This is a genomic window from Halopseudomonas laoshanensis (genome assembly GCF_008365385.1).
Classification (GTDB): Bacteria; Pseudomonadota; Gammaproteobacteria; order Pseudomonadales; family Pseudomonadaceae; genus Halopseudomonas; species Halopseudomonas laoshanensis.
In genome coordinates this window covers 1,227,570-1,242,618 of record NZ_QOVF01000001.1, presented here as the reverse complement: position 1 = coordinate 1,242,618, position 15,049 = coordinate 1,227,570, and the positions used below count along the sequence as shown (strand labels likewise).

The following is a 15,049-nucleotide window of genomic DNA, read 5'->3' as shown; positions in this document are numbered from 1 at the left end:
ACCCGTAACGAGCCTCGCACACCTTATGAACAAACCGGAAACTACCGCACCCGCCCACTTCCTCAGGCAGATCGTTCGGGCTGACCTGGACAGCGGCAAGCACAGCAAAATAGTGACCCGTTTCCCGCCTGAGCCAAACGGCTATCTGCACATTGGTCACGCCAAATCCATCTGCCTGAACTTCGGCCTAGCTCAGGAGTTCGGTGGCGATTGTCATCTGCGCTTCGATGACACCAACCCGGCCAAGGAAGAGCAGGAGTACATCGATGCGATCAAGCAGGATGTGGAGTGGTTGGGGTTCCAGTGGGCCGGCAACGTGCGCTACGCCTCGGACTATTTCGACCAACTGCATGCCTGGGCCATTGAGCTGATCAAGGCTGGCAAGGCCTACGTCTGTGATCTGACGCCGGAGCAGGCGCGCGAATACCGCGGCAATCTGACCGAGCCGGGCCGCAACAGCCCGTTCCGTGATCGCGGTGTGGATGAAAACCTGGATCTGTTCGCGCGCATGACAGCGGGTGAGTTTGCCGATGGCGCCAAGGTGCTGCGCGCCAAGATCGATATGGCTGCGCCAAACATGAACCTGCGTGATCCGATCCTGTATCGCATCCGCCACGCGCATCATCACCAGACCGGTGACAAGTGGTGCGTGTACCCCAGCTATGACTTTACCCATGGTCAGTCTGATGCGCTGGAAGGGGTTACCCACTCCATCTGTACTCTGGAGTTCGAAGATCACCGGCCGTTGTATGAGTGGTGCCTGAGCAATCTGCCGGTGCCGGCCACGCCGCGTCAGTACGAATTCGCGCGCCTGAATCTGAATTACACCGTGACCAGCAAGCGCAAGCTCAAGCAATTGGTCGACGAAGGTCATGTGGATGGCTGGGATGATCCGCGCATGTCGACCCTGAGCGCCTTCCGCCGCCGTGGCTATACCCCTGGCTCGCTGCGCGAGTTTTGTGAGCGTATCGGTGTTACCCGCTCCGATGCGGTTGTGGATATGGGCGTACTCGAGTTCTGTATTCGTGAGGATCTGGATGCCAGCGCACCACGCGCCATGTGCGTCTTGCGCCCGTTGAAAGTGACCATCACCAACTACCCGGAAGGCCAGACCGAGCAACTGCATCTGCCGCGTCATCCCAAGGACGATATGGGCGTACGCGAGCTGCCGTTCAGCCGCGAGCTATATATTGATCAGGACGATTTCATGGTCGATCCGCCGAAGGGCTACAAGCGCTTGCTGCCAGGCGGCGAAGTGCGCCTGCGCGGCAGTTACGTGATCCGTGCTGATGAAGCGGTAACCGACGAGCAGGGCAATATTGTTGAGCTATTGTGCTCATACGATCCGGAAACGCTGGGCAAGAACCCCGAAGGCCGCAAGGTCAAAGGCGTGATTCACTGGGTGCCGGCAGCGCAAAGCGTTGAATGCGAAGTGCGGCTGTACGACCGTCTGTTCCGCGCGCCGAATCCGGACAAGAACGAGGAGGGCAATACCTTCCTAGAGAACATCAATCCCGATTCCCTGTTGGTGCTCAAGGGCTGCCGCGCGGAGCCGTCATTAGCCAGTGCCGAAGCGGAAGAGCGCTTCCAGTTCGAGCGTGAAGGCTATTTCTGTGTTGATCGCAAGGATTCCAAACCGGGCCAGCCGGTATTCAATCGTACCGTGACACTCAGAGACTCCTGGGGCCAATAATGACGCTGTCGATCTACAACACCCTGAGCAAGACCAAAGCTCCACTCAAGCCGCTGGAAGACAACCACGTACGCCTGTACGTGTGCGGCATGACTGTTTATGACTACTGCCATATCGGTCATGCCCGCGTCATGGTGGCCTTTGATGTAGTTGCTCGCTGGTTGCGCTTTCGCGGTTACAAGCTGACCTATGTGCGCAATATCACTGATATTGACGACAAGATCATCCGCCGCGCCAACGAGAACGGTGAGGGCTTCCTTGATCTGACCGGACGCATGATCGCTGCCATGCACGAGGACGAGGCGCGGCTGAACGTGCTGCGCCCGGACATGGAGCCCAAGGCCAGTGACCATGTGCCGGGCATGCATGCGATGATTCAGACGCTGATCGACAAGGGGTACGCTTACGCACCGGGAAACGGTGACGTTTACTATCGTGTGGCCAAGTTCGTCGGCTACGGCAAGCTGTCGCGCAAGAAGATTGAAGACCTGCGCATCGGTGCGCGGGTGGAAGTCGACGAAGCCAAGGAAGATCCGCTGGATTTCGTACTCTGGAAAGGCGTCAAGCCTGGCGAGCCGAGCTGGCCGTCACCCTGGGGCGACGGGCGTCCGGGTTGGCATATCGAGTGCTCGGTGATGTCCAATTGCTGTCTGGGCGATACCTTCGATATTCACGGTGGCGGGCCGGATCTGGTGTTCCCGCACCATGAAAACGAGATCGCCCAGAGTGAAGCGGCCAACGAAAAGCCCTACGCCATGGCCTGGATGCATGCCGGTGCGGTGCGTGTAGATGGCGAGAAGATGTCCAAGTCTCTGGGTAACTTCTTCACCATTCGCGAGGTGCTGGAGAAGTATCACCCTGAGGTGGTGCGTTATCTGCTGGTATCCAGCCACTACCGCAGCGCGATCAATTACTCCGAAGACAACCTCAAGGAAGCCAAGGGCGCCTTGGAGCGTTTCTATCACGCACTGAAAGGCTTGCCCCAGGCGCCTGCCGCTGGCGGCGAGGCTTTTGCCGAGCGCTTCGGCGCGGCCATGGATGATGACTTCAACAGTCCTGAGGCCTGTGCGGTCCTCTTTGATATGGTCCGCGAGGTTAACCGCCTCAAGGACACGGATATGGAGGCAGCGGCTGGCTTGGCTGCGCGCCTGCGTGAGCTGGCCGAAAGCCTTGGGTTGCTGCAATTGGAGCCGGATACCTTCCTGCGTGCCGGCGCCGAAGGCCGAGTTGATGCTGACTCGGTCGAGCTATTGATCAAGCAACGCCTGCAGGCGCGCGCGGACAAGAACTGGGCCGAATCAGACCGTATTCGCGATGAGCTGACTGCGATGGGTGTGGTGCTGGAAGACGGCAAGGGCGGTACTACCTGGCGACTGGCGGACTGACTGTGGCGACGCACAACATGCAAGGCAAGGTAGCATTGGTCACCGGCGCCGGGAGTGCCGAGGGGATTGGCTTCGCTACCGCGCGGTTGCTGTTTGAGGCCGGTGCCAGTCTGGTGCTGACCTCTACCACCAACCGGATATTTGATCGCCAGCGAGCGCTGGATGACAGTGGTGAGCGCTGTCTGGCGCACGTCGCCGATCTGACAGATGCCGATCAGGTGGAGGAATTGGTCCAGCGGGCAATGCAGCAGTTTGGCCGCATCGATATCCTGATCAACAATGCCGGGATGACGCAAACCGGTGTCGACACACCGCTACCCGAACTGTTTCATAAACTGCCTTTTCTGCAATGGCAGCGCGAATTCGATCTGAACCTGAATACCTGCTTTCACGTAACCCGCGCGGTGGTGCCGCATATGCTGCAAAGCGGCTACGGACGCATCGTCAATATCGCATCGGTCACCGGGCCCCTGGTGACTTTCCCCGGTACTGCCGGTTACAGCGCAGCTAAATCCGGCATGGTCGGGTTGACGCGTGCGGTGGCGCATGAAGTAGCAGGGCAGGGTGTAACGGTGAACGCCGTGGCGCCAGGCTGGATAGCGACTCATTCCAGTCAGCCGGAGGAGATAGCAGCGGGTTTGCATACGCCGGTAGGGCGACCAGGCACGCCGGAGGAAATAGCGCGTGTGGTGGTGTTCTTGGCGAGTGAGGGTTGCAGCTATCTGACCGGGCAAATGCTGGTAGTGGATGGCGGGAACAGCCTGCAGGAAATCAAGGGCTGATTTCAGCCCTTGATGTTTTAGATGGCTCTACTCCTGAGTCCGCCCAACTGGATTAACGCCAGATATCGTTCTTGATTTTCTCTTTCAACTCAGGATAGTCGGTTGCCTTGAACTTCGGCACCACGCCTGCTTTGCGCTGCGCCATATAATCCTTGGTCAGCTTCACTACGGTGCCCGAGAGCATCACGATAGCGATCAGGTTGATGGTTGCCATCAGGCCCATGGACGCATCCGCCGCATTGAACACTGTGGCCACCGCCTGCATCGCGCCCCAGATCACCATGCCCAGTGCCGCAACGCGCAATACGGTAAGGCCGGCAGTGTTGCCGACGCCGAGAAAGATCATCGCGTTTTCGGCATAGGAGTAGTTGGCAACAATCGACGTGAAGGCGAAAAACAGGATCGCAATGGCGATAAAGTAAGTACCTGCAACACCGATATGCGACTCCATGGCTTGCTGGGTCAGCTGGGTGCCGGTGATGCCGGAGCCAGGCTCAAGCACGCCGGAGAGCAGAATCATCACCGCGGTCGCGGTACAGATGACGATGGTGTCGATAAAGACGCCCATCGCCTGCACCAGACCTTGTGAAGAAGGATGGTGCGGGGCGGGCGTGGCCGTCGCAGCGACGTTGGGTGCAGAACCCATGCCCGCTTCGTTGGAAAACAGACCGCGCTTGATGCCGTTGAGCATCGCCGCTGTAACGGAGCCTGCCGCGCCACCTGCTGCTTCTTCAAGGCCAAAGGCACTCTTGACGATCATCGCCAGGACGCCGGGCACCTCGGTAAAGTGCAACGCCATGACCACCAGCGCCATCAGCACATAGGCGGCTGCCATGAAAGGCACAATCAATTCGGCGAAGCGTGCGATTGAGCGCAGCCCGCCAAAGATGACCAATCCGGCAAAGAAAGCAATTGCCAAACCGACCCACATTTTCGAGAAGCCGAAAGCACCTTCCATGGCATCTGCAATGGAATTGGCCTGCACCGCGTTGAATACCAACCCGAAGGAAATGATCAGGCAGACGGAAAATATGCCACCAGCCCAGGGCGCCTTGAGGCCACTGGAAATATAAAAAGCCGGCCCCCCGCGGTACTGGCCCTTGCCATCACGGACCTTGTACAGCTGCGCCAGGGTGCTTTCCGAGTAGGCTGTGGCCATACCCACCAATGCTACCATCCACATCCAGAAAATCGCGCCTGCGCCACCCAAGTAGAGCGCAACGGCTACGCCGGCGATGTTGCCCGTACCCACCCGCGAAGCCAGGCTGGTACAGAGCGCCTGAAAGGGCGAGATACCCGATTCGTCGCTCTCTCGCGAGCCACGAATGGCCTTGATCATTTCGCCGAAATGCAGGAACTGCAGAAACCCCAGCCTGATGGTGAAGAACACACCCACTGCCAGTAGCCCGTAAATGAGCACATAGCCCCAGAAGATATTATTCAGAAAGTCGATGATCGCCGTCATGTAGCGTCCTGCGTAAGTTGAGGTAAGGATTTGAACCAATATTAGTTGTGCACGGCTAAAGCGCCAGCCTGAGCGTCAAACATCCTCGAATCGAGCCAGAAACAGCCTGTTAATTGGCTGTATCCGACCTGTTGCCAGGCAACTGCGCAGCTTATATTTAGCCTAGGCACCCGTCCGAGGTGCCATGCCGAATTAAGCAACCGGAGCTCCCATGTCCAGTCTGACGCCCGCGAACCTGAGCATACGACCGCGCCATATGGATTTTGATCTGCCCAATCCGCTACCGCGGCATTGGCACAGTAATGACCCATTCAAGACGCATTTTTTCAACGCCATGTCGGTGTTGTTTCCCGATGGCGAGCGCTACTTTATCGAGTCAGTGAGGCAGTTCCGCGACCAGGTTACCGACCCTGCGCTCAAAGAGCAGATTCGCGGTTTTATCGGTCAGGAAGGCCATCACAGCCGTGAACATGTGGAGTATAACAATCGCTTGCGCGATCTGGGGTATGACATAGACCGCTTAGAGATCACGGTGAAGAAGCGTATTCGTTTTGTGCAGAAGCAGTTTTCCGCTGAGAGGCAACTGGCCGGCACCGTGGCCATGGAGCACTTTACCGCGATCATGGCCAACGCCATGCTGCGCGACCCACAGTGGATCCAGGGTGCCACCCCGCAATTGCGCCAACTATGGCGTTGGCATGCACTGGAGGAGACCGAGCACAAGGCCGTCGCGTTTGACGTGTATATGCAGGTCTGTGGTGACCGCAGCATTCTGCGCAAGGCCATGCGCCAGGCGACCTTCTTCTTTCTCAAAGACGTTACCGTGGGCACCTGGCACATGCTGAGAAAAGATGGCGCCTTGAGTGTGAAGACCTGGTGCAAAGGCATGTACTGGCTTTGGGGGCCCCAGGGTTTTTTCTCCCACCTGATCAGCGATTACCGGGATTTCTACAAGGAAGATTTTCACCCCTGGCAGCATGACAATGCCCAATTGATGGCGTCTGTAGCAGAGGAGTTTCAGGGCCATCCGGCCTGAGCAAGTGGTTGCATCCTAGATGCAACGGTGTGTTCCCCATGACGTAAGCGCTCCAGGGGGAATGCACTGGTAGACTGCGCGCTTGGCGGTGTTGCCTTTCGCAACCCGCCTTTCAGGAGCGCAGCATGGTCGTCATCCACGCCCTTATTCCCGTTTTTGGTCTGATCCTGCTTGGCTATTTGCTCGGCTGGCGTCGTTGGGTGCCAAGTGATGCGGGCGGCTCCCTCAACGCAGTGACCTTCAAACTGTTCATGCCGGTGCTGCTGTTCTCTGGATTGGCCAAGGCCGATTTGGGTCAGGCGCTATCGCCCTTGCTGGTGCTGGTCTACTTTTTACCTGCTCTGGCGGTCTTCAGCGTGGTCAATCTGATCATGCATCGCAGGATCGGTCACCCGACCAGCATGGGTCTGGCTGCCAGCTACTCCAATAATGTGCTGGTGGGTATTCCGGTGGTGACGCTGGTGCTGGGGTCTGACTATCTGGTGTATCTATTCGCCATTCTGATTTTCCATAGTCTGGTGTTGTTCACAGCGCAGAGTCTCTACAACGCGTTCTGGGCCAAGGAGGACGGCAAGGGGTTTGATCTGCGTAGTACGCTCAGGAGCCTGGCCAATCCGCTGATCATCGGCTTGCTGCTGGGTGCGCTGTTGAACCTGTCCGGTTGGCAAGTGCCTTCGCCGCTGTGGAAGGCGGTAGAGTGGCTGGCATCGGCCGCATTGCCCTGTGCGCTCCTGGTGCTGGGCCTGAGCCTGTCCCACTACCGTTTGCACTTGAGTGCGAGCATGAGCCTGCTGACCCTGAGCAAGCTGGTGCTGTTTCCGATAGGGGTGCTGATCGCTGGTATCGCCATACCCGGGCTGGAGCCGGAAGCCCGCACCGTGCTGGTGATCATGGCTGCGTGCCCGACCGGCGTAAACGTGCTGGCCTTCCATATGGGTCAGCAGGACAACCGTATCATCAGCTCGGTCATTTTCATGTCAACACTGCTCTCTGCGGTGACGTTACCTTTGTGGTTGGTGTTGTTGGGGGGATAGCCGCCGTTGTTGCCGTTGAGGTGCCTTTGTGTGCAGTCTTGGTCTATGCTGGGACAAAACAAGACTCGTCAAAGGAGCCTCCATGCCAGTCAAGCTGTACGTCCCCAGAGAAACCCGCCTGCATGAAAAGCGCGTTGCCCTGGTTCCCGCCGTAGTAGAAAAACTTCAGAAACTAGGAATCGATATAAGCCTGCAACCGGGAGCCGGTTTGGCCGCACGCATTCCTGACGCCGCCTACGAAACTACCGGGGTGACCCTAGCTAATCCAGAAGGCGAAATAGACCTGATCTTCAGCGTGCAGCCCCCTTCAATTGCGGAAATCGGGCAGATGAAGCCAGGCACTGTGCTTTGCTGCTTCGTCTACGCGCATAGGGAGCTAGCCACAGTCCGCGCGCTGCGCGACGGCAATATTACCTGCTTTGCCATGGAGCTGGTGCCGCGTATCACCCGTGCCCAGGCGATGGATGCACTATCTTCCCAGGCGGCGCTGGCAGGTTATTACGCTGCGCTGTTGGCCGCCACCAACTTGAATCGCATCCTGCCGATGATGACTACTGCGGTAGGCTCCTTGCGCCCGGCGCGTGTGCTGGTGATGGGCGCTGGCGTCGCCGGTTTGCAGGCGCTGGCTACTGCCAAGCGCCTGGGTGCGATGGTCGAAGGCTACGACGTGCGTCCTGAGGTCAAAGAGCAGGTGGAATCGGTCGGCGGCAAGTTTGTTGACACCGGCGTGTCTGCCAGTGGTCAGGGTGGGTATGCCCGCGAGCTGACCGAAGAAGAGCAGACCAAGGTAGCGGAAGTATTGACCCGGCATATTCAGAGTGCCGATGCGGTGATTACCACCGCATCGATCCCCGGCAGGCCCAGCCCAAAAATCATCAGCGAGGCGCAGATCATGGGCATGAAGCCTGGATCCGTCATCATCGACCTAGCAGCGGAGGGTGGCGGTAATACGCCGCTCACGCAGCCAGGCGATACGGTAGAAATAGGCCCAACCACCATAGTCGCGCCGCTGAATATTCCCAGCCACCTGGCCGAACACGCCTCCGAACTCTATGCCCGCAATCTGCTGGCGCTGGTGGGGCTGATGGTCAAGGAGGGCACGCTGACGCTGGACTGGGAGGACGAGATTCTCGCCGGCGCAGTACTCACGCACGAAGGCCAGATTAAAAACGAGACAGCCAGAAAGGCTGCCGAATCAGGGGGAGAATGACCATGGACGTGACCACAACCATTACCGGTTTCGTTGCACTCTACATCTTTATGCTGGCGGCCTTTACCGGCTACGAAATCATCGGCCGGGTGCCGGCGATTCTGCACACGCCACTCATGTCCGGTTCGAATTTTATCCACGGCATCGTCGTCGTCGGCGCCATGTGGGCGTTGCTCAACGCGGCCACTCCACTAGAACAGGTGATCGGCTTCTTCGGCGTGCTTCTGGGTGCCGGCAACGCCGCTGGCGGCTATGTCGTTACCGAACGCATGCTGGAGATGTTCAAGTCCAGTGACAAGAAAGCGGATCAATCCTCTTCGGCAGACAAGGAGTAGTTATGGATACCAGTCTGATTATCGAAGGGGCGTATTTCATAGCCGCATTGTTGTTTATCTATGGTCTGAAGCGCATGGCCAGCCCAAAAACCGCGCGTTCGGGCATTGTTGTCGCGGGCTGGGGCATGGTGCTGGCTGTGGTGGTGGCCTTTCTATACGGCCTGGACGTCAATGAGCGGGCACAGCCGCATGTGGCCTTGAATCTGGGCCTGGTGATGATTGCTCTCGGGCTTGGCGTCGGCTGGGCCTGGTATAGCGGCAAGAAAGTCGCGATGACTGACATGCCGCAGATGGTTGCGCTTTATAACGGTATGGGCGGCGGCGCCGCCGCGGCGATTGCGGCCATTGAGCTGTTCTCGGGCAATGCCCAGTCGCATGGCGTGGTGGTGAGTGTGCTGGCGGTACTCGGCGGTTTGATAGGCGCTGTTGCGCTGTCCGGTTCGCTGGTCGCCTGGGCCAAACTCGATGGGCGCATGAGCAAAACCATACGACTACCTGGGCAACAGTTGATCAATGCGGTGCTGTTTTTCGCGGCTCTGGGGTTGGGCGCAGCCATCACCACGGCAGGCGTGACCGGTGGTGAAGTGTCCATGCTGTTGATCTCGCTGTTTTTCATTCTTGCGCTGGTGCTGGGCGTAATGCTGACCACACCCATCGGCGGCGCCGATATGCCCGTGGTCATTTCTCTGTATAACGCCTTTACCGGCCTGGCAGTCGCTTTCGAGGGTTTTGTATTGCAGAACCCGGCGATGATCATTGCCGGTACTGTAGTGGGTTCGGCTGGTACCTTGCTGACGCTAATGATGGCCAAAGCCATGAACCGCCCGGTGTCGAATGTGATCTTCAGCCAGTTTGGTGAAAGCGGCGGGGAAGGTGACTCGGATATCGAAGGCAGCATGAAGGCGGCCGAAGCCTCCGATGCAGCCATTGCCATGTACTACGCGAGCAAGGTAATCATCGTGCCTGGCTATGGCCTGGCTGTAGCACAGGCTCAGCATAAGCTGTACGAGTTCGTTAAGTTGCTGCAAAAACAGGGCGTGGACGTCAAATTCGCTATTCACCCGGTTGCAGGACGCATGCCTGGGCATATGAACGTATTGCTGGCGGAAGCCGGCGTGCCCTACGACATCATCCACGACCTGGAAGACATCAACGAAGACTTCGCCCAGGCCGACGTCGCCATCGTGCTAGGTGCCAACGATGTGGTCAATCCCGCCGCTCGCACGCGCAAATCCAGCCCGATCTATGGTATGCCGATTCTCAATGTCGACATGGCGCATCAGGCTTACGTGGTTAAACGCGGGCAAGGCAAAGGCTATTCCGGGGTCGAGAACGAGCTGTTCTATGCCGAAAATACTTCGATGGTCTACGGCGATGCGCAGAAGGTCATGGCGCAGATGATCGAAGCGGTGAAGTCGCTGGGCTAGCTTGCCACCCTGGCGGCAAGCTGCAGGTATCCCGTCGTAGGCCAAACGCAAAAACCCCGGCATTAAGCCGGGGTTCGGGTCTCGCTTGCAGGTTATCGCATGAAGCTGGTCGTTAGGCCCTTAAGCCTGCTTCACGTTATACCCATAGATGGATTTAACTTCCAGGAAGTCCTCAAAGCCATAGTGACCCCACTCGCGGCCATTGCCTGACTCCTTGTAACCACCGAAGGGTGCCTTGTTGTCCAGCGGGGCTCCGTTGAGGTGAACCATGCCGGTACGGATGCGGCGGGCCACATTGCGTGCGCGATCCAGATTTGCCGACGACACATAGCCAGACAGGCCGTAATTGGTGTCATTGGCAATGCGCACGGCTTCATCGTCATTCTCATAACCGATGATTACCAACACCGGGCCGAAAACTTCTTCCCGGGCGATGGTCATATCGTTGGTCACGTGGCTGAAGATGGTCGGCTTGACGTAATAGCCCTTGGTCAGACCCTCAGGACGATCCGGACCACCGACAATCAGCTTGGCGTTTTCCGCAATGCCATCCTGGATCAAACCCTGGATCTTGCTCCACTGCGCCTTGGAAACCACTGGACCGATCACGGTATCTTCTGCATCGGGATCGCCAGCCTTCACCTTGGCAGCGACGGTCTTGGCGATTTCTGCGACTTCTTCCATACGGCTGTTAGGCACCAGCAGACGGGTAGGAGCGTTGCAGGATTGGCCGCTGTTGTTCATGCAAGACATGACCGCGTGACCAACCATTTTCTCGAAGTTGACGTCATCCAGCAGAATATTGGCTGACTTGCCGCCCAGTTCCAGGGCCACACGCTTGATGGTGTCTGCACCGGATTTCATCACCTGACGACCCGCACCGGTGGAGCCAGTGAAGGACATCATATCGATACCCGGGTGCGAAGACATGGCCGCGCCCACGGTTGGGCCATCGCCATTCACCAGGTTGAATACGCCGGCGGGAACGCCCGCTTCCTCAAGTATCTCGGCCAGAATCAGCGCGGACAGCGGCGCCACTTCGGACGGCTTCAGTACCATGGTGCAGCCGGTGGCCAGGGCAGGAGCGACTTTGCAGGCCATCTGGTTCATCGGCCAGTTCCAGGGGGTGATCAGACCGCAGACACCGATAGGCTCCTTGACCACCAGAGTAGTACCGATCTCTTCTTCAAACTTGAACTCTTTCAATGCATCCAGCGCCGCGGAAAAATGCCCGATGCCTGATGGGGCTTGCGCGGCCTTCGCCAGCTTGGCGGGTGCGCCCATCTCGATGGAGATGGCTTTGGCCAGATCGGGCTGACGCTTGGTCATCACCGCCAGCACTTTCTCCAGCAGCGCAATACGCTCTTCGCGGCTGGTCTGGGAATAGGTTTCAAACGCCTTGCGCGCGGCTTCGACCGCCAGATCCACATCTTCCTTGTTGCCCAGGGCGATGGTCGCAGCCACTTCTTCATTGGCTGGATTGATAACGTCCAGGGTCTGCTCGCCCTTGGGTTTAACCCATTGGCCGTTGATAAAGAACTCGGTGTAGTGACTCATGCTAAATAGACTCCTTATTGTACTGTTCGCAGTTCAGCCAAAACGATAGCACTACCTGCGGCATACCTGCACCTAAGTATCAGGCATTTTATGTTTTAAGCGGTGTTCTGGATGAAAATAGCCTGTCGCTATCAGCGCAATGGCTGTTCAGCCGAGAGCCAAATGTCTTTATAATGCCCGCGTTTAGCGCTTCCTGGGGCGGTCGAATACTTGACTAAATTGCTTGGCTATTGCATCATGGCCAGCATGTTCAACCGGCTCGGGATTGCCAATGCGATTGACCACTAAAGGCCGCTACGCGGTGACAGCGATGCTCGATCTGGCACTGCACGAAGATCAGGGCCCCATTACCCTGGCCGATATTTCGCAGCGTCAGGGCGTGTCCATCTCCTATCTCGAACAGCTGTTCGCCAAACTGCGCCGTTGTCGTTTGGTGGAGAGTGTCAGAGGGCCGGGTGGTGGTTACCGACTGGCTGGTGGTCCCGCTGCGATCAGTGTCGCGCAAATTGTCGAAGCTGTGAATGACTCCATGGACGCTACCCGCTGCCTGGGTCGGGGTGACTGCCAGCAGGGTGAAGTTTGCCTGACACACCATCTGTGGTCCGATCTGAGTGACCGGTTGCATCAATTTCTGAGCGATATCAGCCTGGCTGATCTGGTGTCTCGCGAAGATATTCAACGTGTGCGCAATCGTCAGGACAGGGCAGGCGCGATCAGTAGCCAGACCGTGTCCGAGCTACAGCGCATTATCTGAAGCGGCCTGCAAGAGCCGCTCTATCTTTGCTGGCGGTAGCCCCGACACCGGGGCAGTAGCGCCAGCAAGCCTGATTTGACGTAGCAGCCGAGCCGTTTGCTCTGGCTGCCTGATTGAGGTGATACCGTGACTGAACAAGTCGAGAGTCTTATCAAGAAGGACTATGCGGCTGGATTTCATTCAGCCATCGAGTCCGATACTTTGCCGCCCGGTCTGGATGAAAGCGTTGTGCGCTTCATCTCAGAGAAGAAGGGTGAGCCGGAGTGGTTGCTCGAGTGGCGATTGAAAGCCTTCCGCGCCTGGCAGGAAATGGAAGAACCGACCTGGGCCCACGTGCATTACCCAGAGATCGATTTTCAGGCCGTCTCGTACTTCTCCTCGCCGAAAAGCATGGCTGACAAACCCAAGAGCCTGGCCGAAGTTGATCCTGAACTGATCGCGACCTACGAAAAGCTGGGCATTCCGTTGCACGAGCAGGAAATGCTCGCTGGCGTGGCCGTCGACGCGGTATTCGACTCAGTCTCGGTAGTAACCACCTTTCGCGCCAAGCTGGAAGAAGCGGGCGTTATCTTCTGCCCGATCAGCGAGGCAGTACACCGTTGCCCCGAATTGGTGAAAAAGTACCTGGGTAGTGTTGTTCCGCAGAAAGACAACTACTACGCCGCCCTGAACTCCGCGGTGTTTTCGGACGGCTCCTTTGTCTACATCCCCAAGGGCGTGCGTTGCCCGATGGAGCTTTCAACCTACTTCCGCATCAACGAAATGAACACCGGGCAGTTCGAGCGCACGCTGATCATTGCCGAGGAAGGCTCGCATGTGAGCTACCTCGAAGGCTGTACCGCCCCCATGCGCGATGAAAATCAGCTGCACGCGGCGGTCGTCGAGTTGGTGGCGCTGGATAACGCAACCATCAAGTACTCGACCGTGCAGAACTGGTATCCGGGTAACGCGGAAGGCAAGGGCGGCATTTACAACTTCGTGACCAAGCGCGGGATCTGCCACACCAACGCGAAAATTTCCTGGACCCAGGTTGAAACCGGCTCTGCCGTAACCTGGAAGTATCCCAGCTGCATTCTCAAGGGTGATAACAGCGTCGGCGAGTTCTACTCGGTGGCGCTGACCAATAATTTTCAGCAGGCCGATACCGGCACCAAGATGATCCACCTGGGCAAGAACACCCGCTCGACGATCATCGCCAAGGGTATTTCGGCGGGTCGCAGTAACAGTGCCTACCGCGGGTTGGTGCGTTTCAACCCGGGTGCGGACGGTGCGCGTAACTTCACCCAGTGCGATTCCCTGCTGATCGGCGATCAGTGTGGTGCGCATACCTTCCCGTATATCGAAAGCCGCAATCCAACGGCTGTGGTCGAGCACGAAGCGACCACCTCCAAGGTCAGCGACGACCAGATGTTCTTGTGCCAGCAACGCGGCCTGGATGCGGAAAAGGCCATCTCCATGATCGTCAACGGTTTCTGCCGTGAGGTGTTCAAGGAGTTGCCGATGGAGTTTGCGGTGGAAGCGGGCAAGTTGCTGGAAGTCAGTCTGGAAGGTTCGGTGGGTTAACCCGAATCAACGACTGGCCTCCCTTTAATTCAACAGTTATCAGGCAGTGAATATGTTACATATCAAGGATTTGTACGCGAAAGTGGGTGATAAGGATGAAGATATTCTCAAGGGTTTGAGTATCGACATCAAACCGGGTGAAGTGCACGCCATCATGGGCCCTAACGGTTCAGGCAAGAGCACGCTGGGCAATGTATTGTCTGGCCGCCCCGGTTACGAAGCCACCGGCGGTACCATCACGTTCAAGGGCCAGAACCTGCTGGAACTGGATACCGAAGAACGTGCTCGTGAAGGCTTGTTTCTGGCGTTTCAGTACCCGGTCGAGATCCCCGGCGTTAGCAACATGGAATTTCTCAAGGTATCCCTGGATGCCAAGCGCAAGCACGCGGGTTTGCCGGAGCTGTCTTCGGTGGAGTTCATGAAGCTCGCGCGTGAGACCAGCAAGCGCGTAGATCTGGATGCGAGCTTCCTCAAGCGCGGCGTCAATGAAGGTTTTTCTGGTGGCGAGAAGAAGCGCAACGAGATCATGCAGATGATGCTGCTTGAGCCGTCGCTGTGCATTCTTGACGAGACCGACTCAGGGCTGGATATCGACGCCCTGCAGGTAGTCGCCGATGGCGTGAACAGCATGCGTGACAGCGAGCGCAGCTTTATCGTCGTTACCCACTACCAGCGTCTGCTCGACTATATCGTGCCGGACTACGTACATGTGCTGGCCGGCGGCCGCATCGTCAAATCCGGCGACAAGAGCCTGGCTCTGGAGTTGGAAGCCAAAGGCTACGGCTGGCTGGAAAACGAGGTTGCTTGA

13 protein-coding genes are annotated in these 15,049 nt (G+C 57.7%); 11 read left to right on the top strand and 2 right to left on the bottom strand.

All coding sequences use genetic code 11. From position 1 onward, the window contains the following. Positions 1 to 25: 25 nt before the first annotated feature. The 3 genes from DT594_RS05700 to DT594_RS05690 are packed head-to-tail and all read left to right on the top strand — an operon-like array spanning position 26 to position 3,860. Positions 26 to 1,693: a glutamine--tRNA ligase/YqeY domain fusion protein gene (locus DT594_RS05700; protein WP_149331743.1), complete on the top strand. Its 1,668-nt coding sequence runs from the start codon at positions 26 to 28 to the stop codon at positions 1,691 to 1,693. Next, the gene (gene cysS / locus DT594_RS05695) at positions 1,693 to 3,078 is read left to right on the top strand and encodes a cysteine--tRNA ligase (RefSeq protein WP_149331742.1); all 1,386 of its coding nucleotides are present in this window, start codon (positions 1,693 to 1,695) and stop codon (positions 3,076 to 3,078) included. The genes DT594_RS05700 and cysS overlap by 1 nt, the downstream gene beginning before the upstream one ends. 17 nt (positions 3,079 to 3,095) lie before the next feature. Continuing rightward, complete coding sequence (locus DT594_RS05690) at positions 3,096 to 3,860, top strand: SDR family NAD(P)-dependent oxidoreductase (RefSeq protein ID WP_149331741.1); 765 nt, start codon at positions 3,096 to 3,098, stop codon at positions 3,858 to 3,860. Between the two features lie 52 nt (positions 3,861 to 3,912). Here DT594_RS05690 and DT594_RS05685 read toward each other — a convergent pair whose 3' ends face one another. After that, positions 3,913 to 5,325 (bottom strand): alanine/glycine:cation symporter family protein, encoded by a 1,413-nt coding sequence (locus DT594_RS05685; protein WP_149331740.1) that lies wholly within the window; start codon positions 5,323 to 5,325, stop codon positions 3,913 to 3,915. Between the two features lie 211 nt (positions 5,326 to 5,536). Here DT594_RS05685 and DT594_RS05680 point away from each other — a divergent pair, with 211 nt between their 5' ends. The 5 genes from DT594_RS05680 to DT594_RS05660 all read left to right on the top strand — a co-directional run bounded on the left by DT594_RS05680 (position 5,537) and on the right by DT594_RS05660 (position 10,367). Next, on the top strand, positions 5,537 to 6,361 hold the full coding sequence (locus DT594_RS05680) for a metal-dependent hydrolase (RefSeq protein ID WP_149331739.1): 825 nt from the start codon (positions 5,537 to 5,539) through the stop codon (positions 6,359 to 6,361). A gap of 125 nt (positions 6,362 to 6,486) precedes the next feature. After that, positions 6,487 to 7,395, top strand: a complete 909-nt coding sequence (locus DT594_RS05675) for an AEC family transporter (protein WP_149331738.1) — start codon at positions 6,487 to 6,489, stop codon at positions 7,393 to 7,395. A gap of 82 nt (positions 7,396 to 7,477) precedes the next feature. After that, a complete protein-coding gene (locus tag DT594_RS05670) occupies positions 7,478 to 8,605 on the top strand; it encodes an NAD(P) transhydrogenase subunit alpha (protein ID WP_149331737.1) in 1,128 nt (375 codons plus the stop codon). A gap of 2 nt (positions 8,606 to 8,607) precedes the next feature. Continuing rightward, entirely contained in the window at positions 8,608 to 8,940 is a 333-nt protein-coding gene (locus DT594_RS05665; protein ID WP_149331736.1) for an NAD(P) transhydrogenase subunit alpha part 2, read from the top strand. A gap of 2 nt (positions 8,941 to 8,942) precedes the next feature. Continuing rightward, positions 8,943 to 10,367 carry an NAD(P)(+) transhydrogenase (Re/Si-specific) subunit beta gene (locus DT594_RS05660; RefSeq protein WP_149331735.1) on the top strand — a complete coding sequence of 475 codons (1,425 nt, stop codon included), beginning with the start codon at positions 8,943 to 8,945 and terminating at the stop codon, positions 10,365 to 10,367. A gap of 120 nt (positions 10,368 to 10,487) precedes the next feature. On the opposite strand, the gene DT594_RS05655 is transcribed toward DT594_RS05660, so the two are convergent. Continuing rightward, the gene (locus DT594_RS05655; protein WP_149331734.1) at positions 10,488 to 11,924 is read right to left on the bottom strand and encodes an aldehyde dehydrogenase family protein; all 1,437 of its coding nucleotides are present in this window, start codon (positions 11,922 to 11,924) and stop codon (positions 10,488 to 10,490) included. A gap of 271 nt (positions 11,925 to 12,195) precedes the next feature. Here DT594_RS05655 and DT594_RS05650 point away from each other — a divergent pair, with 271 nt between their 5' ends. The 3 genes from DT594_RS05650 to sufC all read left to right on the top strand — a co-directional run bounded on the left by DT594_RS05650 (position 12,196) and on the right by sufC (position 15,049). Beyond that, positions 12,196 to 12,678 (top strand): Rrf2 family transcriptional regulator, encoded by a 483-nt coding sequence (locus tag DT594_RS05650; RefSeq protein ID WP_096345007.1) that lies wholly within the window; start codon positions 12,196 to 12,198, stop codon positions 12,676 to 12,678. 126 nt (positions 12,679 to 12,804) lie between these two features. Then, positions 12,805 to 14,241, top strand: a complete 1,437-nt coding sequence (sufB, locus tag DT594_RS05645; protein WP_149331733.1) for a Fe-S cluster assembly protein SufB — start codon at positions 12,805 to 12,807, stop codon at positions 14,239 to 14,241. Between the two features lie 52 nt (positions 14,242 to 14,293). Continuing rightward, complete coding sequence (sufC, locus tag DT594_RS05640; RefSeq protein ID WP_096345009.1) at positions 14,294 to 15,049, top strand: Fe-S cluster assembly ATPase SufC; 756 nt, start codon at positions 14,294 to 14,296, stop codon at positions 15,047 to 15,049.